Origin of the sequence: Shewanella sediminis HAW-EB3, from assembly GCF_000018025.1 — a bacterium.
Classification (GTDB): domain Bacteria; phylum Pseudomonadota; class Gammaproteobacteria; order Enterobacterales; family Shewanellaceae; genus Shewanella; species Shewanella sediminis.
In genome coordinates, this window is sequence record NC_009831.1 from 51,579 (window position 1) to 76,235 (window position 24,657).

The window sequence follows — 24,657 nt, forward strand, 5'->3', positions numbered from 1 at the left end:
AGAAACGAGTCAGGGCAACAAGTTCGCTAAGTTTTACAATAGTTTTTAACTCGTTTTAAATGATTAAAAATCTTTTTAAAAAAGCACTTGACGCCAACCAAGGGAAGTGTAAAATACGCCTCCTCAAGCCAACGACCTAGCGTCTAACGGCGATATCTGAAAGATTGATATCATTGCTCTTTAACAAATTGAAACAAGAAATCTGTGTGGACACTCACAGGTGTTGAGTTATTCGAAATTGCCTCTTTGAGGCAATCAAAAATTTTACTCAATGTAAGATGAGTGTTCATAGCAATATGTACAAACGTTTTTAAGATTCTTCCGAGTCTTTTAAGCGAAATCAGAATTCATTGAGCCGGTTCTTAGGAACCAACAAAACTTTAATTGAAGAGTTTGATCATGGCTCAGATTGAACGCTGGCGGCAGGCCTAACACATGCAAGTCGAGCGGAAACGGAGATAGCTTGCTATCAGACGTCGAGCGGCGGACGGGTGAGTAATGCCTAGATATCTGCCTAGTCGTGGGGGATAACAGTTGGAAACGACTGCTAATACCGCATACGCCCTACGGGGGAAAGGAGGGGACCTTCGGGCCTTTCGCGATTAGATGAGTCTAGGTGGGATTAGCTAGTAGGTGAGGTAATGGCTCACCTAGGCGACGATCCCTAGCTGTTCTGAGAGGATGATCAGCCACACTGGGACTGAGACACGGCCCAGACTCCTACGGGAGGCAGCAGTGGGGAATATTGCACAATGGGCGAAAGCCTGATGCAGCCATGCCGCGTGTGTGAAGAAGGCCTTCGGGTTGTAAAGCACTTTCAGCGAGGAGGAAAGGTAGGTAGTTAATAACTGCTTGCTGTGACGTTACTCGCAGAAGAAGCACCGGCTAACTTCGTGCCAGCAGCCGCGGTAATACGAGGGGTGCAAGCGTTAATCGGAATTACTGGGCGTAAAGCGTACGCAGGCGGTTTGTTAAGCCAGATGTGAAAGCCCCGGGCTCAACCTGGGAATTGCATTTGGAACTGGCAAACTAGAGTCTTGTAGAGGGGGGTAGAATTTCAGGTGTAGCGGTGAAATGCGTAGAGATCTGAAGGAATACCGGTGGCGAAGGCGGCCCCCTGGACAAAGACTGACGCTCATGTACGAAAGCGTGGGGAGCAAACAGGATTAGATACCCTGGTAGTCCACGCCGTAAACGATGTCTACTCGGAGTTTGGTAACTTAGTTACTGGGCTCCCAAGCTAACGCATTAAGTAGACCGCCTGGGGAGTACGGCCGCAAGGTTAAAACTCAAATGAATTGACGGGGGCCCGCACAAGCGGTGGAGCATGTGGTTTAATTCGATGCAACGCGAAGAACCTTACCTACTCTTGACATCCAGAGAATTCGCTAGAGATAGCTTAGTGCCTTCGGGAGCTCTGAGACAGGTGCTGCATGGCTGTCGTCAGCTCGTGTTGTGAAATGTTGGGTTAAGTCCCGCAACGAGCGCAACCCTTATCCTTATTTGCCAGCACGTAATGGTGGGAACTTTAGGGAGACTGCCGGTGATAAACCGGAGGAAGGTGGGGACGACGTCAAGTCATCATGGCCCTTACGAGTAGGGCTACACACGTGCTACAATGGTCGGTACAGAGGGTCGCAAAGCCGCGAGGTGGAGCTAATCCCACAAAGCCGGTCGTAGTCCGGATCGGAGTCTGCAACTCGACTCCGTGAAGTCGGAATCGCTAGTAATCGTAGATCAGAATGCTACGGTGAATACGTTCCCGGGCCTTGTACACACCGCCCGTCACACCATGGGAGTGGGCTGCACCAGAAGTAGATAGCTTAACCTTTCGGGGAGGGCGTTTACCACGGTGTGGTTCATGACTGGGGTGAAGTCGTAACAAGGTAGCCCTAGGGGAACCTGGGGCTGGATCACCTCCTTACCTATACGACTAACTTAATGTTTGTTGAGTGTTCACACAGATAACTTGTTCTTGTTAGAGCGAGTGGCATACCTAGACGGTAATGCTTGTTCTTTAAAAATTTGGAAAGCTGATAGTGTTAATGTGAAAGGGACTATTGTGGAAGATATCTCGTAAGGGATAACAACTGCTTTAGTTAATAGCATTAATGCGAAAATAAATAATTGAGTTCTCAAACACTTAAAATCAAGTGCCCGAACGATTTACCTTAATTGGTAATGAGTTCATGAGTATTCTTTTGGCGAAAGTAAACACCATTAGTTGCAATGCAACACAGATGAAACTCATTTGGGTTGTATGGTTAAGTGACTAAGCGTATACGGTGGATGCCTTGGCAGTCAGAGGCGATGAAGGACGTAGTAACTTGCGAAAAGCGTTGGCGAGCTAGTAACAAGCATTTGAGCTAACGATGTCCGAATGGGGAAACCCACTCACATAAGTGAGTATCACATACTGAATACATAGGTATGTGAGGCAAACCCGGGGAACTGAAACATCTAAGTACCCGGAGGAAAAGAAATCAACCGAGATTCCCCTAGTAGCGGCGAGCGAACGGGGATTAGCCCTTAAGCGTAGAGGGTGTTAGTGGAATGTGTTGGAAAGCACAGCGGCACAGGGTGATAGCCCCGTACATGAAAACTAACTTTACGTGAAAACGAGTAGGACGGGACACGTGACATCTTGTCTGAACATGGGGGGACCATCCTCCAAGGCTAAATACTCCTGACTGACCGATAGTGAACCAGTACCGTGAGGGAAAGGCGAAAAGAACCCCTGTGAGGGGAGTGAAATAGAACCTGAAACCGTATACGTACAAGCAGTGGGAGCGGTTCTTGAGACCGTGACTGCGTACCTTTTGTATAATGGGTCAGCGACTTACATTTTGTAGCGAGGTTAAGCGAATAGCGGAGCCGTAGGGAAACCGAGTGTTAACTGCGCGTTTAGTTGCAAGGTGTAGACCCGAAACCCGGTGATCTATCCATGGGCAGGTTGAAGGTTGAGTAACATCAACTGGAGGACCGAACCGACTTATGTTGAAAAATGAGCGGATGACTTGTGGATGGGGGTGAAAGGCCAATCAAACCGGGAGATATCTGGTTCTCCTCGAAAGCTATTTAGGTAGCGCCTCGTACGAATACCATTGGGGGTAGAGCACTGTTAAGGCTAGGGGGTCATCCCGACTTACCAACCCTTTGCAAACTCCGAATACCAATGAGTACTATACGGGAGACACACGGCGGGTGCTAACGTCCGTCGTGAAAAGGGAAACAACCCAGACCATCAGCTAAGGTCCCAAAGTTATTGCTAAGTGGGAAACGATGTGGGAAGGCTTAGACAGCTAGGATGTTGGCTTAGAAGCAGCCATCATTTAAAGAAAGCGTAATAGCTCACTAGTCGAGTCGGCCTGCGCGGAAGATTTAACGGGGCTAAGCAATACACCGAAGCTATGGGTTTGCTAGTTTACTAGCAAGCGGTAGAGGAGCGTTCTGTAAGCCGTTGAAGGCGAAGGGGTAACCCACGCTGGAGGTATCAGAAGTGCGAATGCTGACATGAGTAACGATAAAGGGAGTGAAAAACTCCCTCGCCGAAAGACCAAGGGTTCCTGTCCAATGTTAATCAGGGCAGGGTGAGTCGACCCCTAAGGCGAGGCCGAAAGGCGTAGTCGATGGGAAACGGGTTAATATTCCCGTACTTCTGCTAACTGCGATGGAGAGACGGAGAAGGCTAGGCTAGCGCGGCGTTGGTTGTCCGCGTTTAAGACTGTAGGCTGTTCACTTAGGCAAATCCGGGTGAACATTAAGGCTGAGAGTTGATGACGAGGTCCTAAGGGACTGAAGTAGTTGATGCCATGCTTCCAGGAAAATCTTCTAAGCTTCAGGTTAGCAGGAATCGTACCCCAAACCGACACAGGTGGTTGGGTAGAGAATACCAAGGCGCTTGAGAGAACTCGGCTGAAGGAACTAGGCAAAATGGTACCGTAACTTCGGGAGAAGGTACGCTCCCGACGGTGATGAGACTTGCTCTCTAAGCTGTTGGGAGTCGCAGATACCAGGTGGCTGCAACTGTTTATCAAAAACACAGTACTGTGCAAACTCGCAAGAGGAAGTATACGGTATGACGCCTGCCCGGTGCCGGAAGGTTAATTGATTGGGTTATCTTCGGAGAAGCTCATGATCGAAGCCCCGGTAAACGGCGGCCGTAACTATAACGGTCCTAAGGTAGCGAAATTCCTTGTCGGGTAAGTTCCGACCTGCACGAATGGCGTAATGATGGCCACGCTGTCTCCAGCCGAGACTCAGTGAAGTTGAAATTGCGGTGAAGATGCCGTATACCCGCGGCTAGACGGAAAGACCCCGTGCACCTTTACTATAGCTTGGCACTGAACATTGAACCTACATGTGTAGGATAGGTGGGAGACTTTGAAGATGGGACGCTAGTTCTGTTGGAGTCAACCTTGAAATACCACCCTTGTAGCTTTGATGTTCTAACTCAGGTCCCTGAATCGGGATTGAGGACAGTGCCTGGTGGGTAGTTTGACTGGGGCGGTCTCCTCCCAAAGAGTAACGGAGGAGCACGAAGGTTGGCTAAGTACGGTCGGACATCGTACGGTTAGTGCAATGGCATAAGCCAGCTTAACTGCGAGACATACACGTCGAGCAGGTACGAAAGTAGGTCATAGTGATCCGGTGGTTCTGAATGGAAGGGCCATCGCTCAACGGATAAAAGGTACGCCGGGGATAACAGGCTGATACCGCCCAAGAGTTCATATCGACGGCGGTGTTTGGCACCTCGATGTCGGCTCATCACATCCTGGGGCTGAAGTCGGTCCCAAGGGTATGGCTGTTCGCCATTTAAAGTGGTACGCGAGCTGGGTTCAGAACGTCGTGAGACAGTTCGGTCCCTATCTGCCGTGGGCGTTGGATGATTGAAGGAAGCTGCTCCTAGTACGAGAGGACCGGAGTGGACGAACCGCTGGTGTTCGGGTTGTTATGCCAATAGCATTGCCCGGTAGCTACGTTCGGAATCGATAACCGCTGAAAGCATCTAAGCGGGAAGCGAGTCCTAAGATGAGTCATCCCTAGGAATTTAATTCCTCTAAAGAGCCGTTCGAGACTAGGACGTTGATAGGCAGGGTGTGTAAGCGTTGTGAGGCGTTGAGCTAACCTGTACTAATGACTCGTGAGGCTTAACCATACAACCCATATGGGTTTTGTATAAAGCTAGTGTGATTACTTCAAAAGAATACAGTACTTGATTTTAGTGTGACTTAATTATTTAAGAGCTATTTAGAAGATTCTAGATAGACAGCTTTCTAAATTTTACCAAATTAGTCTGGAAACCATAGCATTGTGGCCCCACCTGATCCCATCCCGAACTCAGAAGTGAAACGCAATCGCGCCGATGGTAGTGTGGGGTCTCCCCATGTGAGAGTAGGTCATTTCCAGGCGCCTAATAACGATAAAGCCCGTTGCTAACGCAACGGGCTTTTTTCGTTTTAGTCTGGAAAGATGACCACTCGAACATGGGGACATAGATAGTGCATGCGAAGCATGCCACATATCCATGTGATAGTAGGGTGAAGCCCCTGCGCTTATCAAACGAAGTTTGATGCTGGAGCTGAACGCGGAGAGCTTTGCTCGAAGCTGGGCATTGAAGGCGCCTTTGCTCTTTGTCGCTAGTTTTGCTCTCGATAATTGCACCCTCGGCTCTGTCATCTTCGATTGTGTAGGACCGGCTTTAGCCGAGAATCGCTCATTTCGTCATTTAAGCTTCGCGGCTATAGCGCTCCTACGTGGGGGCTGTGCATTGTTCGATTGTGTAGGACCAGCTTTAGCCGGGAATGGCTCATTGCGTTATACAAGCTTCGCGGCTAAAGCGCGCTCCTACGTGGGGAATGGGTGTCATTGGATTGTGTAGGACCGGCTTTAGCCGGGAATGGGTCATTTCGTCATATAAGCTTCGCGGCTAAAGCGCGCTCCTACGTGGGGAATGTGCATTGTTCTATTGTGTAGGACCGGCTTTAGCCGGGAATGGCTCATTTCGTCATATAAGCTTCGCGGCTAAAGCGCGCTCCTACGTGGGGGCTGTGCATTGTTCGATTGTGTAGGACCGGCTTTAGCCGGGAATAGCTCATTTCGTTATACAAGCTTCGCGGCTGAAGCGCGCTCCTACGTGGGGAATGGGCATTGTTCGATTGTGTAGGACCGGCTTTAGCCGGGAATGGCTCATTTCGTCATATAAGCTTCGCGGCTAAAGCGCGCTCCTACGTGGGGAATGGGCATTGTTCGATTGTATAGGACCGGCTTTAGCCGGGAATAGCTCATTTCGTTATACAAGCTTCGCGGCTGAAGCACGCTCCTACGGGGGGAATGGGTATTGTTTATTGGCTAGAACCTTCAATACCCATAAAATCGTTCAATTACTCTCATGTTTACATTTACCTATAATTTTAATCTCTCAGGCTTTTGCCTATACACTGAATAACCGTTAGCATAAGCTTTACGCGTGCTATTTTGTCATTCACTCAGGGTAATTTTGCTTTTGTTGAAATTGAGTCGACCCTCTTTGGTCTTTGTCGTTCCGATTTTTGCTCTCACGCTATACTGCTGCCTAACTTGTGTCGATTTTTTCTATGAGCGAAGCGAAATGCAGCGTGAAGCGATTGCGAGTGAAGTGACACGTATTGAACAGCACCTGATAAAAATGCAGCATATTGTAGAATCAGCGTTAGTTATCCAAGACTCGGCCAGAATAGAGCAAGAGATTGCTCTCGCGGCAACAGATTTCAATATCATGGTTTATACCATACTCAACCAAGCCAGTAATATTCGGTTCGCAAACCATATCGTTTGGCGGAACAGCAAGGCGGTGGATGTAATTGATGGGTATGATCCAGTTACTCATAAGCAAGTTTCCAGTCTCAATAGACCGTATATTGCAATAAACCTTGAGCGCTTAGCGGTACAGGCCTATTACCCTTTAGATATAAAATTTCAAGAAAACAGTTCCGATTTGCATGACCTTATCTATTTAGAATATGACATAGCCCCCCTGATAAATTCGGTGAACAAAGATGTCCAGCGTAGTGCTATTCGCTCATCGGCAATACACCTACTTGGGCTGATGATCTTTTTAGTGCTGCTACACTTTTACCTTGTTCGTCCACTTAAGGCATTAAGCCTGCAAGCGAGTGCTGTAACGAACAGAGCTCGTTCTGAAGAGCTTGAAGATTCTAATAAGCCAATAGTCTCATTGTTTAGTGAAGTTGCTGCTATTCAGAGTCACCTTTCCGGTTTTTACGAAAAACTCCAACTTAGTGAGAAACAGTTGAATGATAGTCAACAAAGGTGGCTATTTGCGGTTGAAGTTTCAAGAAATGGTATCTGGGATTGGAATTTAATCACCGATGAGGTGTTTCTCTCCGATCGCTGGAAAGAGATGCTGGGGTATCACTCTGATGAGCTAAAAGATGAGCTTAAGACGTGGCAGGCAATGCTTCATCCTGAAGATAAAGCAGAAGCTTTAAATACCCTGCACAAGTATTTGAATGGTGAAGTGGAAGAATTTGAAAGTGTTCACAGGCTAAAGCATAAGTCAGGTCATTACATTTGGGTGCTTGACCGGGGGATGATCGTCGACTGGGATTCTAAAGGTAGACCTGTTCGAATGATTGGCACTCATACGGATGTATCTGACGATGTAAGAAACCAGCAGGCCATCATGCATCAGATAAATCATGATCTTCTCACTGACCTGGCTAATCGACGAGCCTTGTTAGATGAGCTTTATCGTATTAAAGAGCAGAAGCAATCAGGTTCTGTTGCCTTGTTTGTCATCGATCTTGATAATTTTAAGATGATCAACGATGCTCTGGGTCATCATCATGGTGATCGCTTGTTGATTCAAGTTGCCGCAAGATTATCGAGTTATTTTTCAAACAATGCGCTGATCGCTAGACTCAGTGCCGATGAGTTTGTCATTCTTGCTCAAGGACTATCTGACGATCAGAGTGTCGCAAAGCGACGTACTATGGCTCTTGCGAGCCAGATCAGGCAGATGATAGGTCGAAGCTTTCATATCAATAATCAAACCCTGAACATTTCGGCCAGTGTGGGTATCTGTGTTTTAGATAAGTTGTCAGATATCGATCCTGAACAGGTATTGCAACATGCTGATTTGGCAATGCATCAAGCCAAAGAGCAGGGACGTGACGCTCATGTTGTTTATAGTGCTGATATGGAGCGGGTGGCGCAAAATAGTTTACTTATCAAGAGTGAGCTCAAAAATGCCATTGAATTGAACCAGCTTTCACTGGTTTATCAGCCCATTGTCGATCGCGAAGGTGAAATTATTTGTGCTGAGGCATTATTACGCTGGCAGCATCCGGAAAAAGGCAATATCCCTCCCTCGTCGTTTATTCCGGTTGCTGAAGGAAGTGAACTTATTCAGGATATTGGACATTGGGTTTTATCTGAGACGTGCCAATATATTAAAAGGCTTCAAGGTGAGGACGTTGAGCTGGGCTCTATTGCCATAAATGTGAGTGCCAGACAATTTAATCACGATGACTTCGTCGAGAGCTTGTTGGGCGTTATCCGTCAGCAGGGACTCGGAGCAGGGAGTATTGAGCTTGAACTGACAGAGTATGCCCTGCTGACAAATCTGGATATCATCCGACAACGCATGGAGGTATTGAAAGAAGCTGGCATATCCATTGCTATCGATGATTTCGGTACCGGGTATAGCTCTTTGAGCTATTTACAGAGTTTACCTCTCTCCAGGCTAAAACTAGACGCCGCCTTTGTGAGTCAAATTGGTGTCAACGATGCCTCTAACTCGATCGTGATAGCGATTATCAATATGGCTCATAGCCTGAACTTGCAGGTGGTCGCCGAGGGAGTCGAGACTCAACAGCAGTATGAGTTCTTATTGCAGCATGATTGTGATACTTTCCAGGGCTATCTGTTTAATAGACCATTAACGGCCGACAATTTTATACGTGCAGTAAAATCCGGAAAGGATTTATCGCTTCAGTCAGCTGGTTAATTGGCTATTATACCAATCGGTATAAAGGCGTGGTCACTCAGCGAGAGAGGAACATAGTTAAACTAGGTTTAAGCTCGTTAACGCCGTATCGCAAGTGCTAAAACTCGCCTTTCAGGAGTATTTTTGGCAGCCGACTTCTGTGTTGAATGAGTTTAAAAAGGTATCACCATTCCCTCACTCTTTCGCCTTGAATTATGCAGCCAAAAATAACTCTGAGTTGACCACTTTCTTATACCGATTGGTATTAGAAAAAGAAAAAGTAACTCATCAAGATAAACGAGAGTAGCGCCCCTGCAATGACAGGGTATAGCAGGTAAGTGTCGCCTGAGCGTCTGGCACGGCGAAAGCAGAGGTTCATCAGGATCAGATTGAACACCGTCAGCATAAATGAAGCTAATACACCGTGTCTGAAGGTCATATGCCTCATTTCTGTGGCTACATAAAAGAGCATAAACCAGTCGAGTAAAATCAGGTAAAGAAACGCTTTTTGTAGACCATCGGGTCCCTTGCGCCTATGTGGAGTTGTCATTGTAACCTCCCTATACAATAATCATGTGTTATCTGGATTCCCTACCTGGGAGAACTGAGAGGCGTGTTTAAATCAACGCTGGCTGAATTTTATTGATCATAGAGATAATCTTTTCTTCATCGGTCGATATCCAACGAGCACCCAGAAAATTAAGTTTACTATTGATGGTTTTTGTTCGGCTGATTTTGACTAACATTCTATATCCATCAATATCTATGTAGACCTCTTGCCCTTTGTCCAGAGATATAGCCGTGATTAAACCTACGCCGCCGAAGCCAATATCTTTGATATTAGCGATACCCAACTTGTGGCTCTGTAGCCAGTTTTTATGTAACAGGGTGACTGTGACACCGTCGCAGGCAAGTGCTAAGTTTTCATTTTCTCTCTTTCTTAAACTTAACCTTACGTGTTGCCTGTTCTCATGGTTTTCCTCTTTTAGCTGTCTATGATTTTCAGTGGGAATAAACTCATCAAATTGACTCATTCGGTTACCCACTGCTGTGGATATCGAGTCCTGGGTTGATTCGCTTCGGCTGTTTGTTGAGCATGCTTTAGTTTTGGTGATGATGGCGTTTCATCTTTTGGTAACCCAGTCATCTCTCTAATCTGTTTCTCTGCAGATGTGGTTAGTACCAACATCTCTATTCGCCTATTTGCAGCCGCCGCCGGATCATTTTGGATATATGGAGATTGATCTGCCATACCTGTCACTTGAATGATCTGATGTCGTTTTACGCCACCGTATTCCAATACGCGTCTGGCTAACAGGGCTCGCTTACTCGACAACTCCCAATTGGTGAATGTTTTTCCGGCATAAGGGGTGGAGTCGGTATGTCCTGAGATGCTGATTTTATTTTCAACCCCTCCTAATAATGGACCGAGTGCCATCAGCAGGTCTTCAAAGTAGGGCTTCATATTTGAGCTGCCTCTGGTGAACATAAACTGATGTACGTTATCGTGGATCAGTATTCTTACGCCTTGAGGGACGACTTTAATTTCTACATTTGCCGAGAGATTAACCTCTGTTATTACACTATCGACCTCTCTGGCTAAAAACTCGAGTTGAGCCTGAGTCTCAAATTTTCCAGGGACTAATGAGTTAAGCTCGGGCCCTCTGCCTGCTTTGGCGTTATCCTCACCAACCGGTATATGGTTGTGTATTGCCGGCCCGGCTTTCTCTACTCCGGTTCCGGTAGCTGGGATAATGGCTTGCTGCAATGCTATCGATCCCTGGAGATCGATCATGGATGGCGATTGGCTCAGGTCGAAGGGATTTATTGAGCCAGAGGCAAACATGTCTCCATTAAGATATTGCACTATCATGGTTCGTTCTTGCTGATCGGCAATTTGTAAGATCCACAAAACCATAAACAGGGCCATCATCGCGAGGGTAAAATCTGCGAACGCTACTTTCCACGCCCCGCCATGTGTCGCGGATCGTTTCTGACGTTTTCGCCTCTTAATGATTAAAGGTTCATTTTTAATCGCCATCAGCTCTTTTGCTCCACCATCCAACGTTCAAGCTCGATAAATGTGGGGCGGTTTTCGCTTTGGATCTGTTTTCTACCGGCGTCTATGGCAATCATGGGAGGCTTGCCTTTGGCAAATGCGGTAAGCATGGCGGCAACACAGCGAAGCTGGGCTGACTTGCGTTCAACTAAATGCTCCAGGGCCTTAGATGTTGGTTCAAATAGACAGTAGCAGGCAAAAATTCCGATAAAGGTGCCTACCAGCGCTGCTGCTACTTTCACCCCTATCATAGTGATAGGTCCATCGATGTTGGACATCGTTATGATGATCCCCATGACTGCGGCTAAGATACCGAAGCCAGGCATCGCTTCAGCAATCCTGCCTAAGGCGTGAGCTGGTCTTAGCCTGTCTTCCTCTATTCGGTAGATCTCCTCCTCTAAGATATGTTCCAGATCGTGTGGAGATATTTTGCCTATGGACTGAAGTCGTAGATTATCGATTAAAAATTGCAGCACATTGGGATGTTCGAGTACCGTTGGATACATGAGAAAGAGTGAGCTTTCTCTGGGCTTTTCTACGTGCTCATCGAGTACTCTCAGCCCCTGTGACTGGATTTGGCTCATTAACATTCCCATTAGTCCAAAGAGCTGGGGATAGAGTTCAGGATCTTCCTTTTCGACTGAAAGCAGTTCACGTAACTGAGCATACATATCGGCAAGTACCGCTTTAGGATTGGCAATGATAAGAGAGCCGACACCTGCACCGAAGATTATTAATATTTCAGCAGGTTGCCATAATGAACTTAAATTTCCGCCAGCCCAAACATAACCACCAAATACCGATAGTAGAATAATTAATAATCCTAATAATTTACTCATAGCGCTTTCCTGCCTCTAACGTTCCCACTGTTGATAGATCTCTTGAAGGTGTTTCACTGCCTGCTTGTGGAGCTGACAAATCCGCGTTTCAGTTAATCCCAGTGTTCCTGCAATTTCTTTTAAATTGAGTTCATGTTGATAATAAAGCGACAGAATTAGCTGTTCTCTTTTACTTAATTTGGATATTGCTTTGATTAATGTCTTTTGGACGGAAAATTGCTCAATGACATTGGTTTTATCGGGAAAGTGAGCACCGACACTCAACATGTCATCCAGACTCTTCATCGATTCAGATTGTGAGGCATAGAGGCGCTCTCTATATTCCTCTCTGTTGAGCCCCATGGCCTCAGCCACTTCGATATCACTCGGCTCTCGCCCAAGTAAACGAGTTAACTTTCGAACCGTATCATTCAGCTCATGGGCTTGTTGTCTGACGGGACGGGGACGCCAATCCTGACGCCTTAACTCATCAAGAATTGCTCCTCGAATACGCTGACCGGCATAGGAGATAAACCCGTTATCATATTCACCCGGATAACGGCGTGATGACTCGAGAAGTGCCATCATTCCTATCTGTTCCATATCTTCTATGGCGAGTACCGTTCCACAATGGCTTCTAAGCTGAGAGATAGAACGCTTCACAAGAGGCAGGTATTGACTCATCACTTGATTTTCGCTGAGTCTATTGGGGACTTGCTCATCGCTTGCTTCCTGGTAGGCTAATTGACCCGAATTCATCCTATTCCCCTTACTGAATAACCATACGAGTGAAGAGCACATCTTCGAGTTCTATGGAGTAATGGTTGTCGGACAGTACCCCTGAAAGCAGGACCAACGCCTCTTTTTGGAGCGCTTCGAGCTGATGAGAGTCATTGAGCTGGTTAAAATGTTTTCGGGAAAACATCTTCATTAGTGAATTTCTGACGAGGGGATCGGCTTCCTTCAGAGTACGACTTACATTTGGTGAGCTGCTTTTAAGTGCCATCTCAAGCAGCAGATAGTGGGGGTACTTGTCTCCTGGTACGGAGATTACAAATCGGTCTAATGGATAAAACTTTGCTGTATTCGATTCTTTTTCCTGAGTCACAAATGGGCCGCCAATAATGCTTGGTGATTGCCATCCGACCCAAAATATTCCAGCGCTCCATAAAAGAATAACAAACGTGAATGAAAATTTTTTGCTAACGCTACTATTACCAAATGCCATTTTAAAGCTCCTAAATTAGGCTAACAGATCGATTTGATTACTCTGTTGACTGTCATGTTTTGTACTGTGATTATCTGGTTCATCGCCACGTGCCAGTGAGATTGAGGAGGCTTCGGGAGAGGACTCTCTCTGCTCCTGTTTGCCCTGATTAATGTCGACATCTATCTGCCCGCCGTGATCCATAGCGAGTTCGGCACGTAAGCGCTCTAACCCAATTAAAAGCGAGTCTCTAACGGAGGCGTTTGCGGCATGCATCTGAATGTGGAGTCGGTCTCCATCCAATCGAATACTCAGCTCAACTTTGCCGAGTTCGGGAGGATCCAGTCTCAGCTCCGCTTGTTTTATCTGTTGGTCTACCTGAAATCGGATCTGCTCCCGTAATGGCGAAAGCATCTCTTGGGCCTGGTGAGCTAATGGTGCTGCTGAAGTGACGGGTACCGGACCCCATTGACTCACGGGGGCCTGAGTTCTATGGCCGCCGGCTAATACCTGAACAGCGGCCTCATTAACATCGGATAGACGAGACTCTGCCAGGGTTAATGGCAAGTGTAGGTTGGCATTCCTTTCCCCGGAAAGGCTCGCACTAAATTGTGAGGAAAATGGATGTTTACCTCCCGGCTGCTCAGGTAGTGGCAGAGAAGATGTTTGGGTCTGATTCAGTGAAAGCGGTGTTTCATTCGCTTTGCCTGTCAGTGTCTGCAGTTGTGATACTTGCGCTGTGTTATGAGCGCTCGTTTTGCTTGCATCTGAAGCAGAGTAAGTTCCGCCCTGGAGGGGGGGCGATGTGACGAAGGGAGGCGCAGTCTGATTCTGATCATTACTTAAATGTAAGAATCGATTAAGCGTCTCAACACCTGACGGGTTGAGTGAGGCCTGGTATTCACCGGATATCATGAATTGACCGGGTGACGTCTGACCGGATTGGGTCGTTGACACCTGGGTTTGTGCGGGTGAGATTAATAGGTTCAATGTCCCAACCGGGGGTAAGTCAGATACGATCGCCGCTTCTTGCTCAGGTATCCGTTCAGCGATGCTTGAGGCGGAACACGCTGAGTAGCTGGCTTGTGTTCCTGGCTCTTCCTGTTGCGAATTGGCGATCTTAGTCCCTGTCAAAGAGTCTTTTGTTCCACCTATGCCCGAGCTTAAGTCGATTACATTAGATATCATTAATTTCTCCGCTTAAGCGGGTGAGTTGATAAGCGGCAAGGCCATCTTGTTGCCCCTTAAATTGGTGGATATCCTGCTGCAACTTGTCTTTTTTCTGATGCAGATTCTGCAGTATGTTTGCGTGGGTCGTTGCCAGAGCTTTACGGGCGACGAGTTGTGATTTCGTCGCCGGTTTACCTGCTTTTTTTAGTGCCAGAACCATCAATGCATTCACCTTTACCACCTTGTCCCAATCCTCAGCGTTCGCATACTCTTGCAGCGCCGTTTCAAATCGCTTCCACAGTTCAATTGAGGTTGGCCCAGCCTTCTCTGACATTCGAAATTACCTTGGTAATGGGTTCTAAAGCTTGAGTGTTATTTTCAACACTGGCGGTAACGAGTTGACGGCTGCAGTAGTCATAGAGGCGGTTTAGCCCGCTGGCAACTTCACCGCCATTTTCTAAATCGAGCATAGATCCGAGCCCGTGTACTATGTTGAGGCACTTATTAATACTCTTACCTTTATCCTCAAAACTGCGCCTCTGCATAAAGCCGCTTGCCCGCTCTATCTCATCTAAAAGACCATCGAGTAACATGCGTACCATCTCGTGAGGATTCGCCGCTGCAGCCCTGGCATCGAGGCTGGTCTGTTTATATGCATTAAAGGGGTCATGCTCATTCAACATAATTTCAGTTTCCTTAGTAAAACAATGCGCTGGCCGAGTTAAGTTGGTTGATGGTGGCCTCCATTGCTGTAAATTGGGCGAGGTAGATTTGATACCTCTGCTCCATCTGGTAATCGTGGCGAGCCATGTTGTCTTCGACTCGGGTGATCTGCTTATCCAGATTCTCTTGTTTAAGATCTAAATAGCCGTTGGATTTAGTGAAGGGATCGATGATGCCGTCCATTCTGTCGACATAATTATCGCTGCCGGTGAACATGGCCTCTATCGCACCGGGATCATCTTTCAGGGCCTTGGCTAGCTTGTCTTCATCTATCTCTAATTTACCCTCTCGAGTCATCTCAATGCCGATATCCGATAGACGCATCCCGTTTGATGCTGGATCGAAGATGGCGCTTCTCATGCTGTTTTGCAGCATGCGGACACTCGAATCGCCCTTTAATGCGCCGAGCTGATCTTCTGTGACCGAAGAGGGGCTGTCATCGTCGTCATCATCATCGTCTTCATCCTTGTCTTTATCATTGTCGTCATTGATGTCATCCAGCACCGAACTTCCCATGGAACGTGTCAGTTGGTTTATCTGATCCATCAGCTCGTTGAAACTGTCCACAAAATCTTTAACCGCCTGTTCACTGGCATCGGTATCTGACTCTATTTTTATGGTGCTGCTTTCGCCCACGCCGTGGGCCTTATTAAGCTCAATAGACACTCCATCGATGACGTTATTCAGGTAGTTACTGCTGCTTTTTATATCGATACCGTTGAGGGTAAGCTCGGCGTCCTGTGCCGCTCTGCGCTCGGTCATGCCCCAGTCAGCACCATCCATCTTCACGTCGATAGTGCTGTCGGCGCCGGTTTCTGTAGAGGAGAGCATGAGTTCAACCTGACCGCCGGTGCGCACCAATGAAGCTTGTACTCCCGGATTATCCGGGTGGCTGTTGATCATCCCGGTGAGATCGGAGACCGTGGCGTTACCGCCTGGGTTATATACCGCCATATCCAGGGTTAAGGTGTCTGCTACATCCGGCCCAACCTGGATAGTGAGCACACCACTTGTGGGGAGAGCAGCATCTTCACCACTGAAACTCTTGGATATCTGATGGGCCTGAGCCAGCTGTTTGACATAGAGGTCATAGCTACCCGTTGCGGCACCACTTTCGACGGTGATCGATGCGTTATCGTCGCTTACGGTCGAGGTCTTGCTGTCGAAGGCATCGCCATCTAGTTTTTCCAGATTTTTGGTCATCTGATTCAGGCTTTTTTCGAGTATTTCATAGGCATCAAGCTGGGTCTGATGCTTAGTCATATTGCTCTGATACAGCTGATCTTTACCCATTCGCTCAGCGCCGATGAGTTGTTCTGCAAACTGGGATCCACTCATACCTGAAATCATTATCTCTCCTCCAATTAAAGGGACATGGCAAGCTTTGTGCCAATAGTTAAGGTTCTGTTTTTGTTGCTCTTTATTTGTTTTGTCTGATGAGTGTGTCGCATTCTCTTCCGTAGATGTTCTTACCGGGGGGAAGTGGAACTTCCGTACAAGGTCACCGCAAGAGGAGTTCGACGCACGTTTATTGCTTAACTCTTAATAAGGCGACCTTGGAGGCTTTGCTCTAAAGCGGGTATGAATAAAAGCAGGAGAAAAACCAGAATAAAGAGAGGGCACTAAGTAGGTGAGAGAGGGGGGGGGGAGGTGATGGGAGGTGGCTGCAGGAAGATTGCGGATATTAAAAAGGGGCCTCAAGGCCCCTATATGCAGTGCGGTGTCGCAATACATCTCGTGTCAGGATTAACCTAACAGGCTCATTACTAAACCAGTGTTTTGGTTGGCTGATGATAGGATATTCGTACCAGCTTGAACCAATAACTGGTTCTTGGTCATGTTTGCAGTTTCAACAGCAAAGTCAGTGTCCATGATGCGGCCTGCTGCGGCTTTAGTATTCTCGGTGACGTTAGTCAGGTTAGAGGCTGTGTGACCCAGGCGGTTGATGTTAGCACCTAGTGTTGAGCGTTCAGCACCAACTTCGTCGATGAAGGTATCAACAAGATCGATAGCGGCATTCGCGCCCGCTTTAAGGTCGCCGGCTACTGCAGTAATTGCATTTGTGGTGACATCTAAAGTTTCACCACTTGAAGCACCTATCTGGAAGGTAACGCCCGCTTCTAACTCTGCAAACAGCTTGTTACCTGAGTATTCGGTATCAGTAACGATACGTGTTACTTCTTTCGATAGTTCCTGAAATTCAGCATCCAGTGCCGCCAGATCTTCTGTTGAGTTCACGCCGTTAGCCGCTTGAGTCGCCAGCTCTTTCTGGCGGTTAGCGATAGTGGTAAGTTCATCCAGTGCGCCGTCGGCAGTCTGTAGCATAGAGGTCGCATCAGATACGTTACGGTTAGCCGTTTCCATGCCGACTACGTTAGCGTTCATACGTGTTGCAATCTGCAGACCCGCAGCATCGTCGGCCGCGCTGTTGATTCGTAGACCCGTAGATAGACGCTCCATGGCATTGCTAAGTAGGTCGTTGCTTTTGTTTACTGAGTTTTGTGCGATATTTGATGCATTATTAGTCTGAACAGATAACATAATGTCTTCCTTAAAATTTTTAAATTATTCGTTGTGTGTCATAAACAATAAAACGACATCGAGTTAGAAAACTGAAAATTGTTAATGAAAAAAATGACAGGATTTACATAAGGTATTGTTTTATCTGATATTGTTTTTATCTGTTTTGAGAGCGTGAGGGAGGCTGAAACGGGTATTACTAGTCATTATGAACATGTTTCAGAATCTTGATTTAGGGCTCCAGTCATTGTTTTAGTTAGGTATTCTCCATGTAGGAGCGGCTTTAGTCGCGAAGGTTTCCGGACTGAAAGGGTTGAAGGCTGTAACCCATTATACCAATCAGTATAAAGATGTGATCGCTCAGCGAGAATTTAGCGCTTCTGAGGCAAGGCAACGAGTGAAGAGCATAGTTGTTCTACGTTCAAGCTCGTTAACACAGCATCGGATGCGCTAAAACTCGCCTGATTGGCGTGTTTTTGGCTGCCTACTTCTGCGTTGAATGGCCTCACAAGGGAACAACCATTCCATCATCCATCCGCCTTGAATTAGTTACCAAAAAACACGCTGAGCAGATCACTTTCTTATACTGATTGGTATTACAGCCGGTTTATCAGAGCAGTAGTGAAGAGACCTGAGAGCGGGTGACATTAGCCTGAGCCATCACCGAAGTCATCTGCAATGTGAAAGGGGTCGCCTGCATTAAGCGTTCGAGGCTGTTGAGTGTTTTTTTTAGCTCATCATCAAAGTCGTTTTCTTTGTTGGCCTTATGAAGTTGACGTTGAATTTTATCCGCTGTTTGTGTTAATTCTCGCAATTGCTGTTCCAATTTAAACAGAGACTTATGGATTTTAACCACCGTTTGCTTGAGATCTTCGTTACTACCTAAGCGCCACTCTCTTGGATCCTGCCAGCTGAGTATTTCATCAACTTTTATGGTTCTGGCTTCTCCGGCTGGCAGCCTCTGGCCCTTACCAGTCATCATAATGCCGGCTTTTATCTTCTGCCAACGTTCATCATTACAATTGAACACAGTCGTCTCAGAGTGAGGAGCGGGAATCGTGATCTCAAGATTATGCATGGCTTCGGATAGGTGACCGGTAAGGGCCGCTTTGGAGGCGTTTGCCGGAAGAAAAATAGAGATAGAGTCCTTGTCTGATTGGATCTGTATACGCTCGTCTCTTGGCTTAGGTTGAGCCAGCTCAATCGACTTCAGTATAAACTGACGGGGAGCCGGAGGACGTTTCTTCGAGATGAGATTTAACTGGTGATCCAGCAGCGGCCTGTTTTGATATTCAACTCTAAGTTGTGAGAGGCGTTGTTGTAATGACGTTGCCGCCTTAATTTGAGCATTACGACTCTCACCGCTTAAACTGATCGCGCTCTGCGCTAGCCGCTTGAGCTGTTTTAACAGATGAAAAATCTGTTTAAGGCCTTGCTCCGCCACCTGGAAAGCCGAAATTTTATGCTGTCCTTGGGTGACTCTTGCCCAGCGCGCGTAGGTCTCCAGCCTATGGGAGGGAATGGCTGTGAGTTGAGCAGGCTTTGGTGCCTTACTTTGATGCCTGTCGTTTGTTGCAGCAACGAGGGGTTGACTACGTTGCTGGACATTTAAGCTATCGGAAATTCCATTAACCATATCTATTTCTTACATCTGCCCGAATAGCGATAGCTGGCTGACCTGCACGAACGTTTGCTGGGTGACCTTGAGTGTGGTGAGCTTGACGTTGAACTCGGCTGTTGCCTGGGCGTAGTCGAGTCCTTCTGTTTCGCCTATGACCTCCTTGTTAAACAGCACCATCTCTTCGTGAGAACCTTGTATCAGAGTTAAGCTGTTTTGTTTTCCGCCTATGTCGGTCATGGCACTACTGATACTGGTCAAGGTGTCATCTAAGGTCGTTAGCATGCTTTCGGCCACGTTATCGAATGCCGGATCACCGGGAGATAGTGTGGGGTCTTCCAGCATAGCGATAAACTCTTTTGTCTGGTTGAGGATATCTGTGCTGCCATTGGAGAAGATAAACTCCTGGGCCGTCACATTGGCAGGCATCCATGAGGAGCTTGATACCTGCACTTCACGTTGGCTGGCGTCTCCCTGATAGATATAGTTACCGCTGGCATCGATTGAGATGGGCGGGGTATCAGTCAGGTTGCCGGAAAACAGATAGTTACCCCCCTCATCTTTTGCATTGATGGTGTCGGTGAGAGCGTCGAGTAGCTCATTCATCTCTGCGGCGTAGGCTGCCCTGTCTTCGGCAGAAAGGCTGCCGTTGTTGGCCGCGACCGTGATTTCACGCATACGACTCTGCAGCTCGGTCATACTCGATAAGTTACTCTCTGCGCGGCCGAAGCTAGTACTTAGAGATTCGATATTCTTGAGATACTGATTGGTTGCCGCCATATCACGCTCGCTGCCGATCACCTTGACTGAACCTATGGGATCGTCTGACGGGCGAAGGAGTGATTTACCTGTCGACATCATCTCATTGAGACGGGCAAGATCGCTGGTGGTATTTTGCAGATTGTAGAGGTTACTGCTGTACATGTTTTGAGTACTTACACGCATGCTCTTATGCCCTTAAATGCTGTTGAGAATGGTTTGGAATAGTTGGTCGGCAGTCGATATCACCTTGGCATTTGCCTGATAGGATTGCTGATAGATGATCAGGTTTACCGCCTCTTCATCCATATTGACGCCGCTGGTGCTTGCCCACTGAGACTGAGCCTCCATCTGTAACTTCACGCTGGTGTCGGCGTTTACCTGTGCCTGACGAGATGCGGAGCCCAGTTCACCTATCTTGCTGGCGAAGGCATCCCCCATAGTCGTGTCTGCGCCGATTGAGTTGAAGGTGAAGCTTTTATTGGCCAGCTCGACCAACTCTTTGAGGTTACTGTTATCACCCGGAGTACCATCCTGGCCGAATGCCAGCATTTCGGCGGTAAATCCTGAGGTCAACTTGAGACTGCCGGCTGGGCTGTTCGGATCGTAGGTAAACAGGTCTTGTGTCGGTGTATTGCCGTTAAGATCTGTGCCTCCCGCCAGTACGGCATTGAACTCATCGGCTATGGTCATGGCTAACTCGTCGATAAAGGCTATCGAGTCCATCAAGCTGTTATCGCGATAATCGAGCAGGGCACCTAAGCTCCCTCCTGCACTTTCATCTACAGGAAAGCTCGACTGGCCAAATTGAATGCTGATCTTACTCATTCCCGGGTTGCCTGGATCGGGTGAGACACTCAAAGTCGAAGCCGTGGTTCCTGCCAGCAGAGGTTGTCCCTGTGCCAGAGAGATGTTGAGCATGCCATTAGAGTCTTCGACCACATTGATATCGACAATGGCGGCCAAGTCATCGACGGCGGCATCGCGGGCATCTAACAAAGATGAGGGCACATTGCCATTGTTGCCGGATGCCTGGATTTCGGCATTGAAGCTGGCTATGGTCTGTAGTTGAGCATTCACCTCTTTAACCGAGGCGCCTAGCTGTCCCTCGATCTGAGATAATTGTGCATTGACCCCCTCGCTGATGGAGTTAAACCTGTGAGTTAATGCCCTTGCTTCATTCAATACGCCTTGGCGATAGGCTATCTCATTGGGTTGCTCCATGGCCGAGTTCAGCGAAGCGAAAAGCAGATCCAGACCTTGAGAGATGTTGTTACCATCGGAGCCAAAAATTTGCTCAACCTGACCATAATAACTGGCCTGTACCTTGCTGAAGCCTACATCGCTGGTGGTATTCCACAACTGAGCCACCTCATACTGGTCCGAAATACGTCGCACGCCATCAACCATGACCCCTGCGCCACCACCATAGGTTCCGCTGCCGACAGAGCTCATCATCACCTGTTGGCGTGAATAACCAGGCACCATAGCATTGGCAACATTGTTTGAGGTCGTATTCAGGGCTGCCATACTCGCATTCAGCCCAGACATACCAATATTTAGCATGCTCATCTCGTATCCTTTTTTCTTCGTTTCTGGTGGTGTATTTGCTCTTCTACCACTATTTATTTTTGTCTGTTACTCGCTTGGCTTGGCCATCATCGGCACTATGAGTGCGGGTTGCATGGCTGTCGTGTTGCTCGGGTTCACCGACATTTCTTCGGCTACCTGATTAGTAGAGGCGACAGGCTGAGGGGCGGACTTAAGTGCACCAGCCAATTGTTTGGTCATCACACTGGCAAGCCCTGTGCTCTGCATCTGACTCAGGCGTCCAGCCAACTCTGCATCGTGCCAGTCGCGGTACATGCCATCATTTTGCGATGAGAGCGGGTTATCTTTATCGGCCATCACATCGGAGGCGCTGCGCATCTGCTTCAGTACCGTTTGTAAGAATTGCGCCTCAAACTGCTGACTCACCAGTTCGAGTGCACCATATTCACCATTGGCCTTTATCAGGTCGCCGGCGTTCATCTGTTTCAGATACCCATGGGAGTTTTGCACGTTGTCTAATTTCATCAGATCACCACCAATTCGGCTTCGAGTGCTCCGGCTTCATCCAGTGCCTGGAGTATCGCCATCAGATCCATGGGTGATGCCCCCAGACTGTTGACGGCCCTGACGACCTCCTCCAGCGCTATCCCTTCAGGCCAGACAAACATGTGGCCGTTACCCGTGTCGATATCGACTTGACTATCTGTGGTGACGACGGTTTCGCCCTGGGCTTGTCCCCAGAGCGCTCCGTTAGGCTGACTGACACTCTCTTTCTCTATGATGGTGACGGTCAGGTTCCCATGGCTGACGGCGGCTTTTCTCACCACCACATCTCCACCCATGACAACTGTTCCGGTGCGACTATTGAAGACGACTCGTGGTGATTTTCGTCCCTGCTCTATCTGTAACTCCTCGAGCATGGACATAAAGGTGACCCTTTCCCGCTTCGACTCCGGAGCCCGGACGGTAACCTTGGCATTGCTGTCGGCCTGAGCAACATCGGGACCAAATAACGCATTAACGGTGCGTTCAATGTTTCGCGCCGTCATAAAGCTGGGGGCACGCAGGTTGAGGACTATCGTCTCTGACTCGGTGAAGTTACTGTGCATGGGCGCTTCGAGCAGTGCGCCATTGGGGATATTGCCAACGGTAGGTACGTTGATGGTCACAGAGGTGCCGTTACGTCCCTGAGCCGAAACGCCACCGACGACTAAGTTACCCTGTGCTACCGCATAGATCTCGCCATCTACGGCGCGAAGAGGGGTCATCAGCAGGGTGCCGCCACGCAGGCTTTTTGCATCACCCAGAGAGGATACCGTGATATCTATGCTCTGACCCGGACTGGCGAGTGCTGGTACGTTTCCGTGTACGGCCACTGCCGCAACGTTCTTGAGCTTGGGGTCCGTTTTGTCATCTATCTGAACACCGAACTGTTTCAGCATATTAACGACGGACTGACTGGTGAATCTCACCTGAGTTCGATCCCCCGTACCGTCTAACCCGACGACTAAACCGTAGCCGACAAGTTGGTTTTCCCGGATCCCCTGCACGTCGACGATATCCATCAAGTAACGAGTCTGGCTTTGAGCCGATACGCTATCCACGGTAAAAATGAGCAGTAGGCTCATGATCAAAATTAGGGGCTTTTTCATTGAATCATCCTGTTCTCAAGCGCTAACTCGAGGAGGTAATCTTGCTGGAACACTAGTGCCAGTGCTTTACCACCTGACGAAAATAAGAGGGTTCTCATAGGGGGAACCAGGGGCTGTTAAAGTACCGTGATGCCCACCCCATGGCATTGCTGTCTGCAATGGCACCCTGACCACCGTAGATGATGCGGGCGTCGGCGATCCTCTGAGATGAGATGGTATTGTCATTGCCAATATCATCGGTACGGATCAATCCGAGCAGGCGTAAATATTCATCCCCCTGGTTGAGTCTCAACCATTTCTCCCCCCGGATAAGCAAGGCCCCATTTGGCAGTACCTTAGCCACGGTGACTGTAATTGAGCCGGAGAGTTGGTTTTGTTGGGTACTGGAGCCTGAGCCCTTAAACCCTCGCGCCAATGAGCCGTCACCGGCGCCGCTATAGCTGGAGTCACCCGCCGAGGCCTGAGCTCCGATTGAGAGATCCTGCTCCTTATTGGCTTTCGTGTCGGCTCGTTTACTGGAGTAGGTTTTCTCGTCCAGCGCGACAGTGAGAATATCTCCCTCCCGAAAGGCGCGCTTATCTTTAAACAGGGTTAACATGTATCCCTGACGATATGCGCTGCCATCCTTCGCATCCGGCAGGCTGTAGTCTATCTCCGGTGGTGCCCACTCCGGTTGACCGGGCTTAGTGTCGGCTTCGGGAAAGTTGGCCGCACATCCAGATAACAGCAACAGCATTCCTATCCATAAATGACGCATGAGTATCCCTTATCCAATGGTATTTTTTTGCGAATCGTTCATGACTACAGCGACTGGTTGAGGAACTTGAGCATGTCATCGGATGCCGAAACGACCTTGGCATTCATCTCGTAGGCTCTTTGAGTGGAGATCATTTCGACCATCTCCTCGACCACATTTACGTTCGCTCCCTCCAATGCGCCCTGGCGAAGTTGGCCGATAGCCTGATCGCCGGCAACGCCCTCTATGGCGGCTCCGGATGCGCCGGTTTCGCGATAGAGGTTGTCGCCTCTGGCTTCCAGCCCGGTAGGATTGGTAAAGTTCACTAAGGTGATTTGGCCCAGTTCCTGAGCCTCTGCTTGGCCGGAGATCTGCGCCGTGACGATACCGTCTGTCGCGATAGTGATGGTGAGTGCATCTTCCGGGATCTCGATATTCGGTACCAGAGGCAGTCCTTGAGAGGTCACCATCAGACCATCGCTATTACGATAAAATTGCCCGTCCCGGCTGTAGGCCAGATCGCCATTGGCTTCCTCTATCTGAAAGAAGCCTTGCCCTTCGATGGCCAGATCTAACTGCTGGTTCGTGGTGAGCATGTCACCGCTGGTAAAGATCTTTTGGGTTCCGACGACTCGTGTTCCCGTGCCCAGCTGCAGCCCGGATGGAAGTTCATTGAGCTCATCGACCTGCCCGCCGGGTTGGCGCTGAGTCTGATAAAACAGGTCATTAAACGCGACTCTGTCACGCTTAAAGCCGGTTGTATTCACGTTAGCCAGATTGTTGGCTATCGTGGTCATTTTTACATCTTGGGCTGTTAACCCGGTCTTACTGACCCATAATGCTGATTGCATGATT

At 48.3% G+C, this 24,657-nt stretch carries 20 protein-coding genes and 3 rRNA genes; 5 read left to right on the forward strand and 18 right to left on the reverse strand.

Annotated features, from left to right (window positions below; all coding sequences use genetic code 11):
• Positions 1-381 precede the first annotated feature (381 nt).
• The 5 genes from SSED_RS00230 (at position 382) to SSED_RS00250 (ending at position 9,010) form a co-directional block, all read left to right on the forward strand.
• A 16S ribosomal RNA gene (locus tag SSED_RS00230) occupies positions 382-1,924 on the forward strand.
• A 338-nt stretch (positions 1,925-2,262) separates the two neighbouring features.
• Positions 2,263-5,158, forward strand: a 23S ribosomal RNA gene (locus SSED_RS00235).
• Between the two features lie 137 nt (positions 5,159-5,295).
• Positions 5,296-5,411, forward strand: a 5S ribosomal RNA gene (rrf, locus tag SSED_RS00240).
• Together the 16S, 23S and 5S rRNA genes form the textbook arrangement of a ribosomal RNA operon.
• Positions 5,412-5,572: 161 nt before the next feature.
• Positions 5,573-5,881 carry a hypothetical protein gene (locus SSED_RS00245; RefSeq protein ID WP_041421466.1) on the forward strand — a complete coding sequence of 103 codons (309 nt, stop codon included), beginning with the start codon at positions 5,573-5,575 and terminating at the stop codon, positions 5,879-5,881.
• Between the two features lie 729 nt (positions 5,882-6,610).
• Complete coding sequence (locus SSED_RS00250) at positions 6,611-9,010, forward strand: putative bifunctional diguanylate cyclase/phosphodiesterase (RefSeq protein ID WP_150104298.1); 2,400 nt, start codon at positions 6,611-6,613, stop codon at positions 9,008-9,010.
• Between the two features lie 244 nt (positions 9,011-9,254).
• Here the strand turns inward: SSED_RS00250 and SSED_RS00255 are convergent, their stop codons facing one another.
• The 18 genes from SSED_RS00255 to flgG all read right to left on the reverse strand — a co-directional run bounded on the left by SSED_RS00255 (position 9,255) and on the right by flgG (position 24,653).
• Positions 9,255-9,539 carry a hypothetical protein gene (locus tag SSED_RS00255; protein WP_041421467.1) on the reverse strand — a complete coding sequence of 95 codons (285 nt, stop codon included), beginning with the start codon at positions 9,537-9,539 and terminating at the stop codon, positions 9,255-9,257.
• 67 nt (positions 9,540-9,606) lie between these two features.
• Entirely contained in the window at positions 9,607-10,023 is a 417-nt protein-coding gene (locus SSED_RS00260) for a PilZ domain-containing protein (RefSeq protein ID WP_012004187.1), read from the reverse strand.
• Positions 10,020-11,030 (reverse strand): flagellar motor protein MotB, encoded by a 1,011-nt coding sequence (locus tag SSED_RS00265; protein WP_012004188.1) that lies wholly within the window; start codon positions 11,028-11,030, stop codon positions 10,020-10,022. Before SSED_RS00265 ends, SSED_RS00260 begins: the two co-directional genes overlap by 4 nt.
• The gene (gene motA, locus SSED_RS00270; RefSeq protein ID WP_012004189.1) at positions 11,030-11,887 is read right to left on the reverse strand and encodes a flagellar motor stator protein MotA; all 858 of its coding nucleotides are present in this window, start codon (positions 11,885-11,887) and stop codon (positions 11,030-11,032) included. Before motA ends, SSED_RS00265 begins: the two co-directional genes overlap by 1 nt.
• 15 nt (positions 11,888-11,902) lie before the next feature.
• On the reverse strand, positions 11,903-12,625 hold the full coding sequence (locus SSED_RS00275) for an RNA polymerase sigma factor FliA (protein WP_012004190.1): 723 nt from the start codon (positions 12,623-12,625) through the stop codon (positions 11,903-11,905).
• 10 nt (positions 12,626-12,635) lie between these two features.
• Complete coding sequence (locus SSED_RS00280; RefSeq protein ID WP_012004191.1) at positions 12,636-13,094, reverse strand: flagellar basal body-associated FliL family protein; 459 nt, start codon at positions 13,092-13,094, stop codon at positions 12,636-12,638.
• A gap of 15 nt (positions 13,095-13,109) precedes the next feature.
• Positions 13,110-14,261 (reverse strand): flagellar hook-length control protein FliK, encoded by a 1,152-nt coding sequence (locus SSED_RS23570; RefSeq protein ID WP_012004192.1) that lies wholly within the window; start codon positions 14,259-14,261, stop codon positions 13,110-13,112.
• A complete protein-coding gene (locus SSED_RS00290) occupies positions 14,251-14,577 on the reverse strand; it encodes a hypothetical protein (protein WP_012004193.1) in 327 nt (108 codons plus the stop codon). The genes SSED_RS23570 and SSED_RS00290 overlap by 11 nt, the downstream gene beginning before the upstream one ends.
• Positions 14,546-14,926, reverse strand: coding sequence for a flagellar export chaperone FliS (gene fliS / locus SSED_RS00295; protein WP_012004194.1), 381 nt, complete (start codon positions 14,924-14,926; stop codon positions 14,546-14,548). Before fliS ends, SSED_RS00290 begins: the two co-directional genes overlap by 32 nt.
• 13 nt (positions 14,927-14,939) lie before the next feature.
• Complete coding sequence (gene fliD / locus SSED_RS00300) at positions 14,940-16,316, reverse strand: flagellar filament capping protein FliD (RefSeq protein WP_012004195.1); 1,377 nt, start codon at positions 16,314-16,316, stop codon at positions 14,940-14,942.
• A gap of 396 nt (positions 16,317-16,712) precedes the next feature.
• The gene (locus SSED_RS00305) at positions 16,713-17,507 is read right to left on the reverse strand and encodes a flagellin N-terminal helical domain-containing protein (protein WP_012004196.1); all 795 of its coding nucleotides are present in this window, start codon (positions 17,505-17,507) and stop codon (positions 16,713-16,715) included.
• 589 nt (positions 17,508-18,096) lie between these two features.
• A complete protein-coding gene (locus tag SSED_RS00310) occupies positions 18,097-19,122 on the reverse strand; it encodes a hypothetical protein (protein WP_012004197.1) in 1,026 nt (341 codons plus the stop codon).
• Between the two features lie 9 nt (positions 19,123-19,131).
• Positions 19,132-20,049, reverse strand: coding sequence for a flagellar hook-associated protein FlgL (gene flgL / locus SSED_RS00315; protein WP_012004198.1), 918 nt, complete (start codon positions 20,047-20,049; stop codon positions 19,132-19,134).
• A 12-nt stretch (positions 20,050-20,061) separates the two neighbouring features.
• Complete coding sequence (flgK, locus tag SSED_RS00320; RefSeq protein ID WP_012004199.1) at positions 20,062-21,435, reverse strand: flagellar hook-associated protein FlgK; 1,374 nt, start codon at positions 21,433-21,435, stop codon at positions 20,062-20,064.
• 66 nt (positions 21,436-21,501) lie between these two features.
• On the reverse strand, positions 21,502-21,939 hold the full coding sequence (locus SSED_RS00325) for a rod-binding protein (protein ID WP_012004200.1): 438 nt from the start codon (positions 21,937-21,939) through the stop codon (positions 21,502-21,504).
• Complete coding sequence (locus SSED_RS00330; RefSeq protein ID WP_012004201.1) at positions 21,939-23,066, reverse strand: flagellar basal body P-ring protein FlgI; 1,128 nt, start codon at positions 23,064-23,066, stop codon at positions 21,939-21,941. The genes SSED_RS00325 and SSED_RS00330 overlap by 1 nt, the downstream gene beginning before the upstream one ends.
• Positions 23,067-23,160: 94 nt before the next feature.
• Positions 23,161-23,823, reverse strand: a complete 663-nt coding sequence (gene flgH / locus SSED_RS00335) for a flagellar basal body L-ring protein FlgH (RefSeq protein WP_012004202.1) — start codon at positions 23,821-23,823, stop codon at positions 23,161-23,163.
• Positions 23,824-23,867: 44 nt separating this feature from the next.
• Positions 23,868-24,653, reverse strand: coding sequence for a flagellar basal-body rod protein FlgG (gene flgG, locus SSED_RS00340; RefSeq protein ID WP_012004203.1), 786 nt, complete (start codon positions 24,651-24,653; stop codon positions 23,868-23,870).
• Positions 24,654-24,657 lie beyond the last annotated feature (4 nt).

What these genes read in the sequence shown, in the direction of transcription:
- SSED_RS00245 (WP_041421466.1), top strand. Translation starts at nt 5,573, where the DNA reads ATGCTGGAGCTGAACGCGGAGAGCTTTGCTCGAAGCTGGGCATTGAAG.
- SSED_RS00250 (WP_150104298.1), top strand. Translation starts at nt 6,611, where the DNA reads ATGCAGCGTGAAGCGATTGCGAGTGAAGTGACACGTATTGAACAGCAC.
- SSED_RS00255 (WP_041421467.1), bottom strand. Translation starts at nt 9,539, where the DNA reads ATGACAACTCCACATAGGCGCAAGGGACCCGATGGTCTACAAAAAGCG.
- SSED_RS00260 (WP_012004187.1), bottom strand. Translation starts at nt 10,023, where the DNA reads ATGAGTCAATTTGATGAGTTTATTCCCACTGAAAATCATAGACAGCTA.
- SSED_RS00265 (WP_012004188.1), bottom strand. Translation starts at nt 11,030, where the DNA reads ATGGCGATTAAAAATGAACCTTTAATCATTAAGAGGCGAAAACGTCAG.
- motA (WP_012004189.1), bottom strand. Translation starts at nt 11,887, where the DNA reads ATGAGTAAATTATTAGGATTATTAATTATTCTACTATCGGTATTTGGT.
- SSED_RS00275 (WP_012004190.1), bottom strand. Translation starts at nt 12,625, where the DNA reads ATGAATTCGGGTCAATTAGCCTACCAGGAAGCAAGCGATGAGCAAGTC.
- SSED_RS00280 (WP_012004191.1), bottom strand. Translation starts at nt 13,094, where the DNA reads ATGGCATTTGGTAATAGTAGCGTTAGCAAAAAATTTTCATTCACGTTT.
- SSED_RS23570 (WP_012004192.1), bottom strand. Translation starts at nt 14,261, where the DNA reads ATGATATCTAATGTAATCGACTTAAGCTCGGGCATAGGTGGAACAAAA.
- SSED_RS00290 (WP_012004193.1), bottom strand. Translation starts at nt 14,577, where the DNA reads ATGTCAGAGAAGGCTGGGCCAACCTCAATTGAACTGTGGAAGCGATTT.
- fliS (WP_012004194.1), bottom strand. Translation starts at nt 14,926, where the DNA reads ATGTTGAATGAGCATGACCCCTTTAATGCATATAAACAGACCAGCCTC.
- fliD (WP_012004195.1), bottom strand. Translation starts at nt 16,316, where the DNA reads ATGATTTCAGGTATGAGTGGATCCCAGTTTGCAGAACAACTCATCGGC.
- SSED_RS00305 (WP_012004196.1), bottom strand. Translation starts at nt 17,507, where the DNA reads ATGTTATCTGTTCAGACTAATAATGCATCAAATATCGCACAAAACTCA.
- SSED_RS00310 (WP_012004197.1), bottom strand. Translation starts at nt 19,122, where the DNA reads ATGGTTAATGGAATTTCCGATAGCTTAAATGTCCAGCAACGTAGTCAA.
- flgL (WP_012004198.1), bottom strand. Translation starts at nt 20,049, where the DNA reads ATGCGTGTAAGTACTCAAAACATGTACAGCAGTAACCTCTACAATCTG.
- flgK (WP_012004199.1), bottom strand. Translation starts at nt 21,435, where the DNA reads ATGAGCATGCTAAATATTGGTATGTCTGGGCTGAATGCGAGTATGGCA.
- SSED_RS00325 (WP_012004200.1), bottom strand. Translation starts at nt 21,939, where the DNA reads ATGAAATTAGACAACGTGCAAAACTCCCATGGGTATCTGAAACAGATG.
- SSED_RS00330 (WP_012004201.1), bottom strand. Translation starts at nt 23,066, where the DNA reads ATGAAAAAGCCCCTAATTTTGATCATGAGCCTACTGCTCATTTTTACC.
- flgH (WP_012004202.1), bottom strand. Translation starts at nt 23,823, where the DNA reads ATGCGTCATTTATGGATAGGAATGCTGTTGCTGTTATCTGGATGTGCG.
- flgG (WP_012004203.1), bottom strand. Translation starts at nt 24,653, where the DNA reads ATGCAATCAGCATTATGGGTCAGTAAGACCGGGTTAACAGCCCAAGAT.